Here is an 18465-nt window from a genome sequence, read left to right on the forward strand (position 1 = left end):
GAATAAACGCGATGCCATTAAGCGCACAACAGCTGGCCGCCCAAAAAAACCTCTCCTATGTGCTGGCAGAAAAGCTGGCGCAACGGATTTTAGCGGGAAAATATGCCCCGGGCAGCATCCTGCCGGGTGAAATGGAGTTGGGCGAGCAGTTTGGGGTGAGCCGTACCGCCGTTCGTGAAGCGGTGAAAACCCTGACGGCAAAAGGGATGGTTCTCCCGCGCCCGCGCATTGGTACGCGCGTGATGCCGCAGAGTAACTGGAATTTTCTCGATCAGGAGCTGCTCTCCTGGTGGATGACAGAAGATAACTTTCATCAGGTGGTCGATCACTTCCTCGTGATGCGTAGCAGCCTTGAACCCCAGGCCTGCCTGCTTGCCGCCACGCTCGGAACAGCAGAGCAGAAAGCGCAACTTAACGCGTTGATGGAAGAAATGGTATACCTGAAAAAACACTTCAACCGGGAACGCTGGGTTGAGGTCGATATGGCCTGGCATGAACATATCTATATGATGAGCGCCAATCCCTTCCTGACCTCCTTTGCCTCGTTATTCCATTCGGTGTACCACACCTACTTTTCCTCTATTACACAAGACGAAGTGGTAAAGCTGGATTTGCATCAGGCGATAGTGGATGCCATTCAGGAGAGCGACGGGCAGCGAGCCCTGAGTGCGTGCCAGGCATTGCTGGCCGCGCCAACCCACCAGCAGGTAGATAAATGACAAAGAAAAAAGCGCGCAGCATGGCCGGATTGCCGTGGATTGCAGCCATGGCGTTCTTTATGCAGGCACTGGATGCCACCATCCTCAACACAGCGCTTCCCGCTATTGCACAAAGCCTCAACCGCTCCCCGCTGGCAATGCAGTCCGCCATCATCAGCTATACCCTGACGGTGGCGATGCTGATCCCGGTAAGCGGCTGGCTGGCTGACCGCTTCGGTACCCGCAGAGTTTTCATGCTGGCCGTAACGCTCTTTACCCTGGGTTCGCTGGCCTGCGCGCTCTCCACTTCCTTAACAGAGCTGGTTATCTTCCGCGTGTTACAGGGCATTGGCGGCGCGATGATGATGCCCGTGGCGCGCCTGGCATTGCTGCGTGCCTACCCACGCAGCGAGCTGCTTCCCGTGCTCAACTTCGTCACCATGCCGGGCCTCGTCGGCCCGATACTGGGCCCGGTACTCGGCGGCGTGTTTGTGACCTGGGCAAGCTGGCACTGGATCTTCCTGATTAATATCCCGATTGGTGTGGCAGGGCTGTTCTACGCTCGCAAATATATGCCCAACTTCACCACGCCAAGACGCAGCTTCGATATGGGCGGATTTTTCCTGTTTGGTCTGAGCCTGGTGCTGTTCTCCAGCGGGATGGAGCTGTTTGGTGAGAAAATCGTTGAAACGTGGCTGGCACTGGCCGTCATCCTCAGCGGTATTCTGCTTTTCCTTCTTTATATACGTCATGCGCGTCGCCACCCGACACCGCTTATCTCTTTATCGCTGTTTAACACCCGGACCTTCTCCGTCGGGATTGCAGGAAACATAGCTTCACGCCTGGGGACAGGATGCGTACCGTTCCTGATGCCATTGATGTTGCAGGTAGGTTTTGGCTATCCGGCCCTGATTGCTGGCTGCATGATGGCGCCCACGGCAATGGGTTCAATTCTGGCAAAATCAACCGTTACGCAGGTACTGCGCTGGTTTGGCTATCGTAAGACGCTGGTTGGCGTGACGATCTTTATCGGCCTGATGATTGCGCAATTCTCTCTGCAATCCGCCTCTCTTCCCGTCTGGATGCTGATCCTGCCGTTGTTTGTGTTGGGCATGGCAATGTCGACGCAATTTACGTCGATGAACACCATTACCCTTGCCGATCTGACTGACGAGAATGCCAGTAGCGGCAACAGCGTGCTGGCGGTAACGCAGCAGCTGTCGATCAGTTTAGGGGTGGCGGTAAGTGCAGCAGTGCTGCGCTTTTATGAGGGTTTTGAAAGCGCAAATACCGTTGAGCAGTTCCACTATACCTTTATTACGATGGGCGCACTCACGGTGGTATCGGCGCTGGTCTTTATGCTGTTAAAACCGAAAGACGGCCGAAACCTGATCAAAGAGCGCCACAAAGCAAAGGCTAAACCGAACCCCGTTCCATCAGAACAGGAGTAAGCTGCAGACGTTGCTGTTGCAGCGTGGGCTGCGCCATTCGGTGGATCAACACATCAATGGCCAGCTCACCCAGTTCATCTTTCGGCTGATGAATGGTGGTCAGCGGCGGCGTCATGTAGCGCGCCAGTTCGATATCATCGTAGCCAATGATCGCCATATCGTCCGGAACGCGTAACCCCGCCTGATACAACGCCTGATAAGCACCAAATGCCATCGCATCGTTACCGATAAATACCGCCTGCGGACGCGGCTCTTGCATCAGCAATGTCTGCATCGCCTCAAAGCCGCCGTTAAATTCGAAATCACCGGTGATCCGGTAGCCGTCAGGGATGGCAAGACCCGCGCGTTCCATCGCCGAGAGATAACCTTCCAGACGCAAGCGCGCCGGGGTTTTATCCAGCGGGCCGGTAATGCAGGCGATGCGGGTATGACCTTTATCGATCAGATGCTGAGTTGCCATGTCGCCGCCCAGCAGGGAATTATCCTGAATCAGATCGCTGGTCCCATCGAACGGCGCCCAGTCCATCATCACCGTAGGAATTGAAGGGTAGCGCTGGATAATCTCTTTCGACGGTTGATGGGTTTCGGTACAGAGCAGCAATAACCCGTCGACGCGTTTTTGCATCAGCGTTTCCAGGTTACGGTTCATGCGCTGTTCGTCACCCTCGGTATTGCACAGCACCAGACTGTAGCCACGCTCGAAGCAGCTGCGCTCTACGCCGCGAACAAGTTCAGAATAAAAAGGGTTGGTACTGGCGGTGATCAGCATACCGATGGTGCGCGTCTGGTTAAGCTTAAGGCTGCGCGCCAGCGCCGACGGCGCATAGTTGAGATCTTTTACTGCGGCTTCGACTTTCTCCCGAATCGCCTCGCTAACGAAACGATCGTTATTAATAACGTGAGAGACAGTCGAAGTAGAAACGCCCGCCATGCGGGCGACATCTTTCATCGTAGCCAAGCGTTACCCCTGCTGACTTAAGAATTCATCGATCTCTTTGCGCCACGGTACGGAAGGCTGTGCCCCTTTACGCGTCACCGCAATTGCGGCGGCAGCATGCGCAAAGCGGATCGCATCATCCATCACTTTGCCTTCCAGCAGCGCCGTCACCAGCGCACCGTTAAAGGTATCGCCTGCGGCAATCGTATCAATGGCTTTAACCCTGAAGCCCGGCACGCGACGCCCTTCGCCGTTTACGCTTGCCCACACCCCACGGCTACCAAGAGTAATGATAACGGTCCCGATGCCCTTTTCATGCAACACTTTCGCCGCACGCGCGGCATCATCATCATTTTCAACACGAATGCCCGTCAGCTTTTCCGCTTCGGTTTCGTTTGGCGTAATGATGTCCACCAGCGCCAACAACTCGTCTGATAATACACGGGCTGGAGCAGGGTTAAGTACGACAGTGGTATGATTTTCATGCGCAATTTTGGCGGCGGCCAGCACGCTTTCAACCGGTGACTCCAGCTGCATCAGCAGGGCTTCGGCTCCACCGATGAGTGCTCGTTGCGCTTCTACGCGCGCCGTCGTCAGCGCAGCGTTAGCACCCGCATGAATACCGATGACATTCTCACCTTCAGCGTTGACGAAAATCAGCGCCACGCCGGTAGACTCCCCCGTAACAACGCTGAGCGGCGCGATATCAATATTATCGCTGGCCAGCTGTTTACGTACGCGCTCACCGGTATCGTCATCACCCGTGCAGGCGATAAAGGCAATATTCGCCCCACTGCGTCCGGCGGCGACGGCCTGGTTTGCGCCCTTACCGCCAAATGCTACCTGGTACTGATTACCCGTGACGGTTTCGCCCGGTGCAGGGAATGATTCAAGGTTAAGAATGTGATCGGCATTGATACTGCCAAGGACGACGAGGTTACCTGCGGTTTTCATGGTTGGATTGTCCATCTGAGAGCGCCACCGGTGTTACCCGGTGGCGTATGCCACACTTTTCTTTATTGGTGTCCCTCAGGCAGCCAGCGACTGCCTGATTCGCCTTTTACTGCTTGATGACCAGCTTCAGGTCAACAGGGTATTTGGCCTGAACTTTTTCGCCCTTCAGCACTTTGTCGGCAGTTTGTACGCCAGTCGCGCCAATCTGCTCAGGCAGCTGAGCGATGGTCGCAGCCAGTTTGCCATCATTTACCGCTTTTTCACCATCCGGCGTACCGTCAAATCCGACAACCATCACATCAGATTTACCTGCAGTCTGCAGGGCTCGCAGCGCACCCAGCGCCATCTCATCGTTCTGTGCAAACACAGCCTGCACGTCAGGATGTGCGGTCAGCAGGTTCTGCATAACGTTCAGACCTTTAGTACGGTCGAAGTCTGCTGGCTGGCTCGCCAGGACATTGAATTTGTGTGCAGCAACAGCCTGCTGGAAGCCTTCGCCACGCTCACGCGCTGCGGACGTCCCGGCAATCCCCTGCAGTTCGATGACTTTGGCGCCTTCACCGGCTTTCTTCGCAATGTAATCACCGGCGATTTTACCGCCCAGCACGTTATCAGACGCGATGTGGCTGACTACATCGCCTTTGTTCGCCTGACGGTCCAGCGTGATCACCGGAATTTTCGCCTGGTTTGCCATTTTAACGGCGTTACCTACGGCGTCAGAATCGGTTGGGTTGATCAGCAGGATTTTGGTGCCACGAACGGTTAAGTCCTGAACGTTCGCCAGCTCTTTCGCCGGGTTGTTCTGAGAATCCAGCACGACCAGGTTGTAACCCAGCTTGTCAGCTTCTTTCTGCGCACCATCCTTCAGGGAGACGAAGAACGGGTTGTTCAGGGTAGAGACAACCAGCGCGATGGTGTCTTTCGCCATGGCGTTAGCACTTACGGTTGCGCTCAGCGCGACAGCAGAAACCAGGGTAGCCAGTTTTTTCATGTTCATATCTAAGATGTCCTGTAGTGTCGTCAGTTACTGTTTTTTGTTGTCTACCAGTACCGCCAGCAAAATCACCACTGCCTTAACGATCATCTGGTAATAGGAGGAAACACCTAACAAATTCAAACCATTATTCAGGAAACCGAGGATCAGTGCGCCGATCAATGTCCCAACAATGCGACCTTTACCGCCCGCCAGACTCGTACCGCCCAGAACCACCGCCGCGATGGCATCCAGTTCATAGCCCGTACCCGCCGTTGGCTGCGCAGAAGAAAGACGCGCCACTTCGATGATGCCCGCCAGAGAGGCCAGCAGGCCGCACAGGGAGTAAACGATAATTTTGACTTTATTGACGCTAATACCGGACAGACGCGTTGCCGCTTCGTTACCGCCCAGCGCATAAATGTAACGACCCAGACGAGTGTGATGCAGCATGTACCACGCCGCCAGGAAGACGATAGCCATGATCCAGACCGGCGTCGGGACGCCCAGCGGACGGCCAATACCGAACCAGCCAAACAGATCGGCATTATCCGCAAACCCGGTATTGACCGGGCTACCGTTGGTGTAGACCATGGTCACACCACGCAGCAGCAGCATCATGACCAGCGTGGCGATAAACGCCTGAACACGCCCTTTTGCCACGATTACGCCGGTTACAGCGCCAATCGCCGCGCCTGCTGCCAGTGCAGCGGCAACCGCCACCAGCGCGTTGACTTCAATCCCGACAAGCGAAGCGGCGATCGCACCGGTGAGCGCCAGCAGGGAACCGACGGACAGATCGATACCCGAGGTCAAAATCACCAGCGTCATCCCGACCGCCATAATGGCGTTCACAGACGTCTGCTGCAGAATGTTGAAGAGGTTATTAACGGTGAAGAAATTCGGACTCATGGTCGACACAATCGCGATCAGCACCAGCAGGGCAATCAGCGATTTTTGTTCCATCAGCCATGCCTTTGTGAAATAGCGGCGACCAGAAACAGCCTGGGTAGTCATCTTCTTACTCCTGATTCACGCGATTAAGCTTGCCCACAGCGGCAGCCATCAGAACTTCCTGGGTGGCCTGCTCGCGAGTGAATTCACCGCCGAGATGCCCTTCATGCATGACGATAATGCGATCGCTCATGCCTAATACTTCTGGCATCTCGGAAGAGACCAGAATGATGCTCAGCCCGTCGGCCTTGAACTGGTTAATCAGCTGATAGATCTCTTTCTTTGCGCCCACGTCTACGCCGCGGGTTGGCTCGTCGAGGATCAAGACTTTCGGGCGCGTCATCAGCCCGCGGGCAATCGCCACTTTCTGCTGATTACCACCGGACAACAGGCCAATCGCCTGCTCCATTGACGGCGTTTTGACGTTAAAGAGACGGATAAAATCACTGACTGCCTGCTGCTCGTCTTTATGCTTAAGGCTTCCGCCGCTGCGGCTGAAATAGCGCAGCGCGGTAAGCGACATGTTCTCTTTTACCGACATGCCCAGCACTAAACCGTCGCGCTTGCGGTCTTCAGAGATATAGACGATACCGTTCGCCAGGCCATCCTGCGGAGAGCGCGTCACCACTTCATGACCGTCGAGGGTGACATAACCGCTGGTGCGCGGCAGTGCGCCGTAGAGCACTTTCATCAGTTCGGTACGTCCCGCGCCCATCAGACCCGCGACACCGAGGATCTCACCCTGGCGCAGGGTAAAGGTCACATCGTGAACGCCCGGACCGCAGAGGTTATCCACCTTCAGACGGATCTCACCCGGCGCTTTATCCAGACGCGGATACTGATCTTCCAGCTTACGTCCCACCATCATTTCGATGAGCGTATCTTCGGTCAGCGTCGCCACTTCGCGCTCGGCAATAAACTGCCCGTCGCGGAAGACGGTGACGTCATCGCAAATCTCGAAGATCTCTTTCATGCGGTGAGAAATATAGACAATCCCACGACCCTGCGATTTCAGCTCGCGGATCACGCGGAACAGGGATTCGGTTTCGGTATCAGTCAGAGCGTCGGTCGGCTCATCCATGATGATGACTTTGGATTCAAAGCTCAGCACCTTCGCGATTTCCACCATCTGCTGATCGCCGATGGAGAGCTCGCCTACCAGACGGTCGCTCTTAAAGCGCAGGTTCAGCTTCGCGAGCAGCTTGTCCGCTTCGGCGTACATGGTTTTCCAGTCGATTTTGCCAAACCGGTTCACAAACTCACGGCCGAGGAAGATGTTCTCCGCAATGGTGAGCTGCGGGATCAGGTTTAGCTCCTGGTGGATGATACCGATACCCGCTTCCTGAGAAGATTTCGGGCTGTTAAAGGTGGTCTCTTTACCCAGCCAGAGCAGCGAACCGGCATCACGCTGGTAGATCCCGGTCAGCACTTTCATCATGGTGGATTTGCCCGCACCGTTTTCGCCCACCAGCGCCATCACGCGACCGGAGTAGACATTCAGCGCCGCACCGGAGAGGGCTTTTACGCCCGGGAACGATTTATCGATCCCCTTGAGTTGCAGTAATGCGTCCATGATGGCCTCAGAAGGTGACGCCAGCACAGAGAATGATATTCGCATACGGGGAACACTCCCCGCTGCGAATCACCGCCTGACTGTCTGCGGTTTGTTGTTTGAACTGCTCGTGCGTTGTGTAACGAATTTCTATGGTGTTTCCCTGGTGTTGCTGCAGTTGCTCAATAAACTTAAGCAACGTTTCGTGGAGTTGCGGATTATGTTGTTTGATTTCCGCCGCGAGAATGGCCGCCTCAACCTGCATCTCCGACGTCACCACATCCAGTACCTGCATAAACGAAGGAACTCCCTGCGTTAACGCCATATCAATACGGGTTGTGCTGCGCGGAACCGGTAAGCCTGCATCGCAAACCACCAGCGTATCGGTATGCCCAAGACGGGAAATGACCGATGAGATTTCTGAGTTGAGAACTGTGCCTTTCTTCATTTTCTGCTCCACTAGCGAAACGTTTCGCTAAAAAGAGTGTAGCCGCAAGAGTGTTCAGAAAACCATCATGGCGTAACAGATTTGTGATCAACGTCGAAACGTTTCGCTAAGTGAAACATGAGGGGGGAAATTGCCCGGCGGCGCTTCGCTTGCACGGGCCTACGGGTTGGGTAGGCCGGGTAAGCGCAGCGTCACCCGGCATTTTCAGAAGGACTTAAATCTCGACCTGCGTTCCCAGCTCAATCACGCGGTTAGGCGGGATCTCAAACTGGTCAGGCGCACGCAGGGCGTTACGCTGCAGGATAAGATAAAGCTTACCGCGCAGGCGCAGATACCAGGGACGCTTGCCGATAATCAGCGACTCGTGCGACATAAAGAACGACGTCTCCATCATCCGGCAGCTTAACCCTTCAAGACCGCAGCGGTGGAACACCTCTTCCACATTTGGCGTTTCGCGCCAGCCGTAACTCGCCACCACGCGCCAGAATGTCGGGGACAGCTGCTCGATTTGCACGCGACGCACGTTGTGAACGTACGGCGCATCTTCGGTACGCAACGTCAGCAGGATCACGCGCTCGTGCAGAACCTTGTTGTGCTTGAGGTTATGCATCAGCGCGAACGGGATGACGTTCAGGGCACGAGACATATACACCGCCGTTCCCGGCACGCGCACCGGCGGGGATTTCTCCAGGGAAGCGATCATCGCTTCCAGAGAGTTACCGTGCTCATGCATACGACGCAGCAGACGGAAGCGCTCGCTCTTCCACGTGGTCATCACGATGAACATCACCAGACCCAGCGTCAGCGGCAGCCAGCCGCCGGAGACAATCTTGTCGAGGTTCGCAGAGAACAACGGCACGTCGATGCACAGGAAGCCCACCAGAATCATTGCCACAAGGAATTTATTCCAGTGCCAGTTTCGGTACGCCACGGTGGTGGAAAGAAGCGATGTCAGCACCATCGTACCGGTTACCGCAATACCGTACGCCGCCGCCAGGTTACTGGAGTGCTCAAAGCTCACGATAACAATCACAACCGCGAAATAGAGCAGCCAGTTAACGAACGGAATGTAAATCTGACCCGACTCCATCTCAGAAGTATGGATGATGCGCATTGGCGAGAGATACCCCAGACGCACGGCCTGGCGCGTCAGAGAGAACACCCCCGAAATCACCGCCTGAGAAGCAATGACGGTCGCCAGCGTCGCCAGAATCAGCATCGGTACCAGCGCCCAGTCAGGCGCCAGCAGGAAGAACGGGTTCTTAATCGCTTCCGGGTTCTTGAGCAGCAGCGCGCCCTGACCGAAGTAGTTCAGCACCAGCGACGGCAGCACCACAATAAACCATGCCACGCGGATAGGCAGTTTCCCGAAGTGCCCCATATCGGCATACAACGCCTCAACGCCAGTGATGGAGAGCACGACCGCGCCAAGCGCCACGAAGGAAACAACTTTATATTCGAGGAAGAAATGCACGGCCCAGTAAGGATTCAGGGCATGCAGCACTTCAGGGTTAGCAATAATGCTGCGCAAACCGAGGGCCGCGAGGATCAGGAACCAGGCCAGCATAATCGGCGCAAACAGTTTACCCACCAGCCCGGTACCGTGCTTCTGGATCGCAAACAGCAGCGTTAATACGATTATCGCCAGCGGAACCACCCACGTATCGAGCTGTGGCGCAATAATCTCCAGGCCCTCTATCGCCGAGAGGACCGAAATGGCGGGTGTGATAACCACCTCTCCGTAGAAGAAACTGCCGCCGATCAGGCCGATAATCACCAGCACGGACGTCATTCTGGCGGAGGTGTTGCGCCCGGCAAGGGACATCAGGGTCAGGATCCCGCCTTCGCCCGCGTTATCTGCACGCATAACGAAGGAGAGATATTTAACAGAAACAACCAGGATCAGCAGCCAGAAGATGAGTGACAAGAAGCCAAACACGGCATCACGCTCAACACCAAAACCAAACTGGCCGGACAGACATTCACGAAGCGTATAAAGCGGGCTGGTACCGATATCACCGTAGACAACCCCGATCGCAGCAAGCGTTATTGCGGGTAATGATTGCTTATTATCAGTGCTCATAGACTAGTCTTTTCGTTTAAATAACAAATGTGTTCCCGGTCCCTTGGCCCACAAAAAGCGCACAGTATGCACGATTCGTTGCAAAATCGAACCCCTAAATGCAACCGCATTAATGTAGCGCAAAGAAAATTGCGCCGCACTTCAGCCTATTACCAGCTCTGACTGAAACGTCTATACTCGCTTCAATTGGCCGCCACGACGGCGAAAGGATGCAAAACTATTATGGCTCACTCACATTTATTAGCAGAAAGAATTTCCCGCCTCAGTAGTGCGCTAGAGAAAGGCCTTTTCGAGCGTAGCCACGCCATTCGCCTTTGCTTACTGGCAGCGTTGAGCGGTGAAAGCGTGTTTCTGCTGGGTCCGCCGGGCATTGCCAAAAGCCTGATCGCACGCCGCCTGAAGTTCGCTTTTCAGAATGCTCGCGCCTTTGAATATCTCATGACGCGCTTCTCCACCCCCGAAGAGGTTTTCGGTCCGCTCTCTATTCAGGCCCTCAAAGACGAGGGGCGTTATGAGCGTCTGACAGCGGGTTATCTTCCGGAAGCAGAAATTGTCTTTCTCGATGAGATCTGGAAAGCCGGCCCGGCAATCCTGAACACCCTGCTCACGGCGATTAACGAACGCCGGTTTCGCAACGGGGCCAGCGAAGAGAAAATCCCCATGCGTCTGCTGGTGGCCGCGTCAAACGAACTGCCCGAAGCCGACAGCAGCCTGGAAGCGCTGTATGACCGTATGCTGATCCGCCTGTGGCTCGATAAAGTCCAGGACAAGTCAAACTTCCGCTCTATGCTGGTCAGCCAGCAGGATGAGAACGAAAACCCGGTGGCGGCTTCTTTGCAGGTGACGGACGAGGAGTATTACCAGTGGCAGGAAGAGATCGGCAAAATCAAACTGCCCGATGCCGTTTTTGAACTGATCTTCATGCTGCGCCAGCAGCTTGATTTACTTCCTTCCGCACCGTATGTCTCGGACCGTCGCTGGAAAAAGGCGATTCGTCTGCTCCAGGCAAGCGCCCTGTTCAGCGGTCGTGATGCCGTCGCGCCCATCGATCTGATCCTGCTGAAAGACTGCCTCTGGCACGACGCAGAAGGCATGAACCTGATGCAGCAGCAGCTGGACGTATTGATGACCGGACACGCATGGGGGCAGCAGGCGATGCTCAACCAGCTGGGGGCGATTACTCAACGCCGCATCCAGCTCCAACAGCAGCAAAGTGATAAAACGGCGCTGAAAGTCAATCGTCTGGGCGGTATGTTCGCCCGCAAACCGCATTACGAACTCCCCGCCGATCTGACCGGTACGACGCTAACGCTGCTGCTCCAGCAGCCGCTCAAACTGCATGATATGCAGGTGGTACACATTACGGTTGAGCGCGAGGCGCTATCTCAGTGGCTCGACAAAGGCGGTGAGATCCGCGGAAAACTCAACGGCATCGGTTTCGCGCAGCCGCTCACGATGGAAGTGGACAGCAGCCAGCACCTGGTGATCCGCGACGTCAGCCTGCAGGGCTCGCGTCTTGCGCTTCCTGGCACCGCTTCTGACAGCGTGCCGGAAGAGATCAAACAGCAGCTGGACGCCCTGGATACCGAATGGCACCAGCAGCACACTCGCTTTAGCGAGCAGCAAAAATGCCTCTTTATTCATAGCGACTGGTTAGGTCGCATCGAAGCCAGCCTGCAGGATGTCAGCGCGCAGATCAAACAGGCGCGTCAATGCTAACGCTGGACACGCTCAACGTGATGCTGGCGGTCAGCGAGGAAGGGTTGATCGAGGAGGTGGTGATTACCCTTCTGGCGTCGCCACAGCTGGCGGCGTTTTTTGAAAAATTCCCGAAGCTCAAAAAGGCGATGACCGACGATCTTCCGCGCTGGCGAGATAATCTGCGACAGCGATTCAAAGAGACTGAAGTTCCGCCGGAACTGACGGAGGAAGTCGCGGCCTATCAACAGTGTCAACGGCTCTCCACGACGCAGTTTATCGTCCAGCTCCCACAAACCCTGGCAGTACTCGATAACGTCCACTCTCCGTTTGCCAGCCAGGCCCGGGCGCTGGTCACGGATAACGCCACCTTTACCCCCGCACTGCATACTCTCTTTTTACAACGCTGGCGCCTCAGTCTGGTGGTTCAGGCCACAACGTTAAACCAGCAGTTGCTGGATGAAGAACGTGAACAGCTGCTCAGTGAAGTTCAGGAACGCATGACCTTAAGCGGTCAGCTTGAGCAGGTGCTGGTGGAAAATGAAAACGCCGCAGGACGTCTCTGGGACATGAGTGCCGGTCAGCTCAAACGCGGAGATTACCAGTTGATCGTCAAATACGGCGATTTTCTGGCGCAGCAGCCGGAATTGATGAAGCTTGCTGAACAGCTGGGGCGCTCAAGGGAGGCAAAATCAGTTCCAAAGAAGGATGCCCCAATGGAAACCTTCCGCACCCTGGTGCGTGAACCGGCAACCGTGCCAGAACAGGTCGACGGGCTCCAGCAGAGCGATGACATTCTGCGCCTGCTGCCCACCGAACTGAGCACGCTGGGAATGACCGAGCTGGAGTATGAGTTCTACCGTCGGCTGGTGGAAAAACAGCTTCTTACCTACCGGCTGCACGGCGAAGCGTGGCGCGAGAAACTTAGCCAGCGTCCGGTCGTCCATCAGGATTTTGATGAACAGCCGCGCGGGCCGTTTATTGTTTGTGTGGATACGTCCGGTTCGATGGGCGGATTTAACGAACAGTGTGCAAAAGCGTTTTGCCTGGCACTGATGCGCGTGGCGCTCGCCGACCGCCGTCGCTGCTTCATCATGCTCTTCTCCAGCGAAGTCGTGGGTTATGAGCTGACGAACCAGCAGGGAATAGAGCAGGCAATCCGTTTTTTAAGCCAGCGTTTTCGCGGGGGCACTGACCTGGCCAGCTGCTTTCGCAGCATCGTTGAGCGGATGCAGGGGGTGACTGGTACGACGCCGATGCGGTCGTCATTTCCGATTTTATCGCCCAGCGACTGCCGGATGATGTGGTTAATAAAGTGAAGGAGTTACAGCGGGTGCATCAGCACCGTTTTCACGCCGTCGCGATGTCCGCTCATGGAAAACCCGGCATCATGCGCATCTTCGATCATATCTGGCGCTTTGATACCGGGTTGCGTAGCCGCCTGCTCAGACGCTGGCAGCGTTAATTAAAGAAGAGATCCCACGCTGTCACGCACCTGCTGCGGCCAGACGCCACACTGTACCTGACCAATATGCGGCAGTTGCAACAGCAGCATGGTCAGACGGGACTGGCCGATCCCTCCCCCGATGGTCTGCGGCATTTCGCCGCGCAGCAACGCCTGGTGCCACTCTAATTTGAGCCGATCTTCGTCACCGGTCACCGCCAGCTGGCGTTTCAGCGCGTCGGCATCCACGCGGATCCCCATAGAGGAGAGCTCAAATGCATCTTCCAGTACCGGGTTCCAGACCAGGATATCGCCGTTCAGCCCGGCATAGTCGTGCTCACCCGCGGTGCTCCAGTCATCATAATCCGGCGCACGGACGTCGTGGCGTTTGCCATCAGAGAGTTTGCCGCCAATGCCGATCAGGAATACTGCACCCAACTCTTTCGCGATCGCACGTTCACGGCCTTTGGCATCAAGATCCGGGAAACGGCTCAACAGTGCCTGGCTATGAACAAAGTGGATCGTTTCCGGCAGGAACGGTGCCAGACCAAACTCTTTGCTCACGGCCGCTTCAGTCGCTTTGATCCCGGCGTAGATCGCCTCAACGGTGGATTTCAGCGTGCCAAGGTGACGCTCGCCATCACCCATCACGCGCTCCCAGTCCCACTGGTCAACGTAAACAGAGTGAATAGGTGAAAGGCGGTCTTCATCGGGGCGAAGGGCTTTCATGTGCGTGTAAAGCCCTTCGCCCGCGCTGAAGTCGTGTTGTCCCAGGGTTTGACGCTTCCACTTCGCCAGGGAATGAACCACTTCGAACTGGGCATCTGGCAGTGTTTTCACTTTCACCTGTACCGCTTTTTCGCATCCAGACAAGTTATCCTGCGTCCCGTCGCCCACCCGGCTCAGAATCGGTGCCTGAACCTCAATCAGCCCAAGCTTCTCTTCCAGCTGGCGGGAAAAATGGGATTTAACGAAACTGATCTGGCGTTGTTTTGCGATGTAAGCGGTTTTCATTATTTATACTCCTGCGTCCTGTTGGTAATGATTAAGCAACAGAACCGGCACTTAATTCAATAACTCAACAACAAAAAGCCGACTTCACTTTTGAATCGATAAAATATTACGCTAGAATAGAAAGAATCATCAATCTTCATAAGAAAAAGCTATGGAAAATTATCAGATCGACAATCTCGACCGCGGCATACTCGAGGCGTTAATGGCCAATGCCCGTACCGCCTACGCCGAACTGGCGAAACAGTTTGGCGTCAGCCCGGGAACCATTCACGTTCGCGTAGAGAAAATGAAGCAGGCGGGGATCATTACCGGCGCGCATATTGACGTCAGCCCGAAGCAGCTGGGTTACGACGTCTGCTGCTTTATCGGCATCATTCTTAAAAGCGCAAAAGACTATCCTTCCGCCCTGGCCAGGCTCAATGCGCTGGATGAGGTCACCGAGGCGTACTACACCACGGGGCACTACAGCATCTTTATAAAAGTGATGTGCCGATCCATCGATGCCCTCCAGCAGGTACTTATCAACAAGATCCAAACAATTGATGAAATTCAGTCCACCGAGACACTGATCTCCCTGCAAAACCCGATCATGCGTACCATCCGCCCATGATCGGGCAAATTCATTCCCACATTTTCCACAGGTAGATCCCAGCTCGTTCACAGCGTACAATATCTCCCTCTTTATCTGAGCGAGCGATCAATGGCGGACATTACCCTTATCAGCGGCAGCACCCTCGGTGGTGCGGAATATGTAGCGGAACACCTGGCTGAGAAGCTGGAAGATGCGGGCTTTTCAACACAAACCCTGCACGGACCGCTGCTTGAAGATCTCCCGACTGACGGGGTCTGGCTGCTGATCACCTCCACGCATGGCGCGGGCGATCTGCCGGATAACCTGCAACCTTTATATGACGAACTGCAGGAACAGCAGCCTGACCTCTCAAATGTCCGTTTTGGCGCTGTGGGGATCGGCAGTCGTGAATATGACACCTTTTGCGGGGCAATAGAGAAAGTCGAAGCTGTTGTCACCTCTTGCGGAGCAAAACAGCTGGGTGAAACACTCAAGATCAACATCCTCGATCATGATATTCCGGAGGATCCGGCCGAGATCTGGTTGAGTGAATGGAAAAATTTACTCAAAAACGATTAAAGATCGCGCGATCAGATGTGGATAACTCTGGTTAAAAGCTCGTATTAACCCGTAGTTATCCAAAGAACAACTGTTGTATCGTTTTTAGCCTGTGTATAAAGTCGCGATCTGATCCCAGCTTATACGGTCCAGGATCACCGATCATTCACAGCAAACGATCCTTCCTAACTGCATGATCTTATTTGCCGGATCGGACTTATCCACACAAGTATGCGATCCTAATAAGAGATCACAATAGAACAGATCTCTAAATAAAAAGATCTTCTTTTTAATAGCCCAGGATCCCAATGCTTTCTCGAAAGACTAAAGTTGAGTAGAATCCACGGCCCGGGCTTCAATCCATTTTCATACCGCTTTACGCGAGGCAGACCACCATGTTTTATCAGGATCCTTTTGACGTCATCATCATTGGCGGGGGTCACGCAGGCACTGAGGCCGCAATGGCCGCAGCGCGTATGGGTCAACAGACCCTGCTTTTGACACACAATATCGACACGCTGGGACAAATGTCCTGTAATCCGGCGATTGGCGGCATTGGGAAAGGACACCTGGTAAAAGAAGTGGATGCGCTTGGCGGCCTAATGGCGAAAGCGATCGATCATGCAGGCATCCAGTTTAGGATACTAAACGCGAGTAAAGGGCCGGCAGTGCGTGCCACTCGTGCACAGGCAGACCGCGTGCTTTATCGTCAGGCCGTACGTACCGCGCTGGAGAACCAGCCAAACCTGATGATCTTCCAGCAGGCGGTAGAAGATCTTATCGTTGAGAACGATCGCGTCGTGGGTGCTGTGACCCAGATGGGCCTTAAATTCCGCGCCAAAGCGGTGGTACTGACCGTCGGCACCTTCCTGGACGGGAAAATTCATATTGGTCTGGATAACTACAGCGGTGGCCGTGCAGGCGATCCGCCATCCATTCCGCTCTCTCGTCGTCTGCGTGAACTGCCACTGCGCGTAAGCCGCCTGAAGACTGGCACACCGCCGCGTATTGATGCGCGCACCATTGATTTCAGCGTGCTTGCGCAACAGCACGGTGATAACCCGATGCCGGTCTTCTCGTTCATGGGCAATGCGGCGCAACATCCGCAGCAGGTACCGTGCTACATCACGCATACCAACGAAAAAACCCATGACGTGATCCGCAATAACCTCGATCGCAGCCCAATGTACGCCGGTGTGATCGAAGGGATCGGTCCGCGTTACTGCCCGTCGATCGAAGACAAAGTGATGCGCTTTGCCGATCGTAACCAGCACCAGATCTTCCTGGAGCCGGAAGGGCTGACCTCAAACGAAATTTATCCGAACGGTATCTCCACCAGCCTGCCGTTCGATGTGCAGATGCAGATTGTTCGCTCAATGCAGGGCATGGAGAATGCGAAAATCGTTCGCCCTGGCTACGCTATTGAGTACGATTTCTTCGACCCGCGTGACCTGAAGCCAACCCTGGAAAGCAAATTCATCCAAGGCCTGTTCTTCGCGGGCCAGATTAACGGCACCACCGGTTACGAAGAAGCGGCTGCACAGGGTCTGCTGGCCGGTCTGAACGCTGCCCGTTTCTCTGCCGAAAAAGAGGGCTGGGCCCCGGCGCGTTCTCAGGCCTATCTGGGCGTACTGGTTGACGATCTCTGCACCCTGGGCACAAAAGAACCGTACCGTATGTTTACCTCTCGTGCGGAATATCGCCTGATGCTGCGCGAAGATAACGCCGACCTGCGTCTGACTGAAATGGGCCGCGAGCTGGGTCTGGTCGATGACGAACGCTGGGCACGCTTTAACGAGAAGCTGGAGCGCATTGAACAGGAACGTCAGCGTCTGAAAACCACGTGGGTTAATCCACAGGCGGAAACCGCTGCCGAAGTGAACGCTCACTTAACTGCGCCGCTCTCACGTGAAGCCAGCGGTGAAGATCTGCTGCGTCGTCCCGAAGTGACCTATGAGAATCTGGTGAAACTCACCGCGTTCGCCCCGGGTCTTGAAGATGCCGAAGCCGCTGAACAGGTCGAAATTCAGGTGAAGTACGAAGGCTATATCGCGCGCCAACAGGATGAGATTGAAAAACAGCAGCGTAACGAAAACACGTTGCTGCCGGAAATGCTGGACTACCGTCAGGTGACGGGGCTTTCCAACGAAGTGATCGCTAAGCTGAACGATCATAAACCGGTATCCATCGGCCAGGCATCACGTATCTCTGGCGTTACGCCTGCCGCGATTTCGATTCTGCTGGTGTGGTTGAAGAAACAGGGTATGCTGCGCCGCAGCGCGTAATGCCCAGAACATTGCCCGGTGGCGATGCGCTTACCGGGCCTACTGAACCCGTAGGGCGGGTAAGCGAAGCGCCACCCGCCACCTAAGTTTTCCAACAGGTATTCACCGTGCTCAACAAACTCTCTCGTCTGCTGGATCAGGCAGGTATTTCGCTCACCGATCACCAGAAAAACCAGCTGGTGGCCTATGTCGATATGCTGAACAAATGGAACAAAGCGTACAACCTGACGTCGGTACGCGACCCCAACGAGATGCTGGTACGCCATATTCTCGATAGCATCGTTGTGGCACCGTATCTGAAGGGTGAGCGTTTTATCGACGTTGGCACGGGGCCCGGTCTGCCAGGGGTTCCGCTGTCGATTGTCCGGCCGGAAAGTCATTTCACGCTGCTGGACAGCCTCGGTAAGCGCGTGCGCTTTTTACGACAGGTTCAGCATGAGCTGAAGCTTGAGAACATCACGCCCGTTCAAAGCAGGGTAGAGGCGTTTCCGGGAGAACCGCCGTTTGACGGTGTTATCAGCCGCGCCTTTGCTTCACTCAATGACATGGTGAGCTGGTGTAAACATTTGCCCGCAGAAGAGAAAGGGCGTTTCTATGCGCTGAAAGGGCAACTGCCGGGTGATGAAATTGAACAGCTTCCGGACGGTTTTGCCGTTGAATCCATCGAGAAATTAAACATTCCTCAGCTCGACGGTGAACGTCATCTGGTGATAATTAAGCCAAACAATTTTTAAAAAATTAATAAAAAATGTGGAATTTGTGCTGTTCTGGTGATGTTAAAAAACAGCACAACTCACATGGATTTACCCGTTAGCATTTAACCTCTTTTTTACCATGGTTTTTCT

15 protein-coding genes and 1 pseudogene are annotated in these 18465 nt (G+C 54.9%); 8 read left to right on the forward strand and 8 right to left on the reverse strand.

Annotation, left to right across the window (positions count from 1 at the left end; all coding sequences use genetic code 11):
• Positions 1-11: 11 nt before the first annotated feature.
• Both G0034_RS22970 and mdtD read left to right on the forward strand, forming a co-directional pair.
• On the forward strand, positions 12-719 hold the full coding sequence (locus G0034_RS22970; RefSeq protein WP_179121291.1) for a FadR/GntR family transcriptional regulator: 708 nt from the start codon (positions 12-14) through the stop codon (positions 717-719).
• Entirely contained in the window at positions 716-2149 is a 1434-nt protein-coding gene (gene mdtD / locus G0034_RS22975) for a multidrug transporter subunit MdtD (protein WP_032635208.1), read from the forward strand. Before G0034_RS22970 ends, mdtD begins: the two co-directional genes overlap by 4 nt.
• On the opposite strand, the gene rbsR is transcribed toward mdtD, so the two are convergent.
• From rbsR to kup, 7 genes are all read right to left on the reverse strand, one after another.
• A complete protein-coding gene (gene rbsR, locus G0034_RS22980; RefSeq protein WP_014881869.1) occupies positions 2115-3107 on the reverse strand; it encodes a ribose operon transcriptional repressor RbsR in 993 nt (330 codons plus the stop codon). The two genes, mdtD and rbsR, sit on opposite strands and share 35 nt — an antisense overlap.
• 3 nt (positions 3108-3110) lie before the next feature.
• Positions 3111-4040, reverse strand: coding sequence for a ribokinase (gene rbsK, locus G0034_RS22985; RefSeq protein WP_050863397.1), 930 nt, complete (start codon positions 4038-4040; stop codon positions 3111-3113).
• A 106-nt stretch (positions 4041-4146) separates the two neighbouring features.
• The gene (gene rbsB, locus G0034_RS22990; protein WP_014881871.1) at positions 4147-5037 is read right to left on the reverse strand and encodes a ribose ABC transporter substrate-binding protein RbsB; all 891 of its coding nucleotides are present in this window, start codon (positions 5035-5037) and stop codon (positions 4147-4149) included.
• 27 nt (positions 5038-5064) lie between these two features.
• Complete coding sequence (gene rbsC / locus G0034_RS22995) at positions 5065-6030, reverse strand: ribose ABC transporter permease (protein WP_045269673.1); 966 nt, start codon at positions 6028-6030, stop codon at positions 5065-5067.
• A gap of 4 nt (positions 6031-6034) precedes the next feature.
• A complete protein-coding gene (gene rbsA, locus G0034_RS23000) occupies positions 6035-7540 on the reverse strand; it encodes a ribose ABC transporter ATP-binding protein RbsA (RefSeq protein WP_179121358.1) in 1506 nt (501 codons plus the stop codon).
• A 7-nt stretch (positions 7541-7547) separates the two neighbouring features.
• The gene (gene rbsD, locus G0034_RS23005; protein WP_014881874.1) at positions 7548-7967 is read right to left on the reverse strand and encodes a D-ribose pyranase; all 420 of its coding nucleotides are present in this window, start codon (positions 7965-7967) and stop codon (positions 7548-7550) included.
• 214 nt (positions 7968-8181) lie between these two features.
• Positions 8182-10050: a low affinity potassium transporter Kup gene (gene kup / locus G0034_RS23010; RefSeq protein ID WP_014881875.1), complete on the reverse strand. Its 1869-nt coding sequence runs from the start codon at positions 10048-10050 to the stop codon at positions 8182-8184.
• Positions 10051-10272: 222 nt separating this feature from the next.
• Between kup and ravA the strand changes: the two genes are divergently transcribed.
• Together ravA and viaA are read left to right on the forward strand one after the other, a co-directional pair.
• Positions 10273-11769: an ATPase RavA gene (gene ravA / locus G0034_RS23015; RefSeq protein WP_023331650.1), complete on the forward strand. Its 1497-nt coding sequence runs from the start codon at positions 10273-10275 to the stop codon at positions 11767-11769.
• Positions 11763-13213, forward strand: a pseudogene (viaA, locus tag G0034_RS23020) (ATPase RavA stimulator ViaA). The gene ravA and the pseudogene viaA overlap by 7 nt, the downstream one beginning before the upstream one ends.
• On the opposite strand, the gene asnA reads toward viaA, so the two are convergent.
• Entirely contained in the window at positions 13214-14206 is a 993-nt protein-coding gene (gene asnA / locus G0034_RS23025; protein WP_014881878.1) for an aspartate--ammonia ligase, read from the reverse strand.
• A 151-nt stretch (positions 14207-14357) separates the two neighbouring features.
• On the opposite strand from asnA, the gene asnC reads away from it, so the two are divergent.
• The 4 genes from asnC to rsmG all read left to right on the forward strand — a co-directional run bounded on the left by asnC (position 14358) and on the right by rsmG (position 18354).
• Entirely contained in the window at positions 14358-14816 is a 459-nt protein-coding gene (gene asnC, locus G0034_RS23030; protein ID WP_023331653.1) for a transcriptional regulator AsnC, read from the forward strand.
• A 90-nt stretch (positions 14817-14906) separates the two neighbouring features.
• Positions 14907-15356, forward strand: coding sequence for an FMN-binding protein MioC (gene mioC, locus G0034_RS23035; RefSeq protein ID WP_014881880.1), 450 nt, complete (start codon positions 14907-14909; stop codon positions 15354-15356).
• 374 nt (positions 15357-15730) lie between these two features.
• Positions 15731-17620: a tRNA uridine-5-carboxymethylaminomethyl(34) synthesis enzyme MnmG gene (mnmG, locus tag G0034_RS23040; protein WP_179121292.1), complete on the forward strand. Its 1890-nt coding sequence runs from the start codon at positions 15731-15733 to the stop codon at positions 17618-17620.
• A 107-nt stretch (positions 17621-17727) separates the two neighbouring features.
• Complete coding sequence (gene rsmG, locus G0034_RS23045; RefSeq protein ID WP_179121293.1) at positions 17728-18354, forward strand: 16S rRNA (guanine(527)-N(7))-methyltransferase RsmG; 627 nt, start codon at positions 17728-17730, stop codon at positions 18352-18354.
• Positions 18355-18465 lie beyond the last annotated feature (111 nt).

The organism is Enterobacter sp. T2 (assembly GCF_010692925.1).
GTDB lineage: Bacteria > Pseudomonadota > Gammaproteobacteria > Enterobacterales > Enterobacteriaceae > Enterobacter > Enterobacter kobei.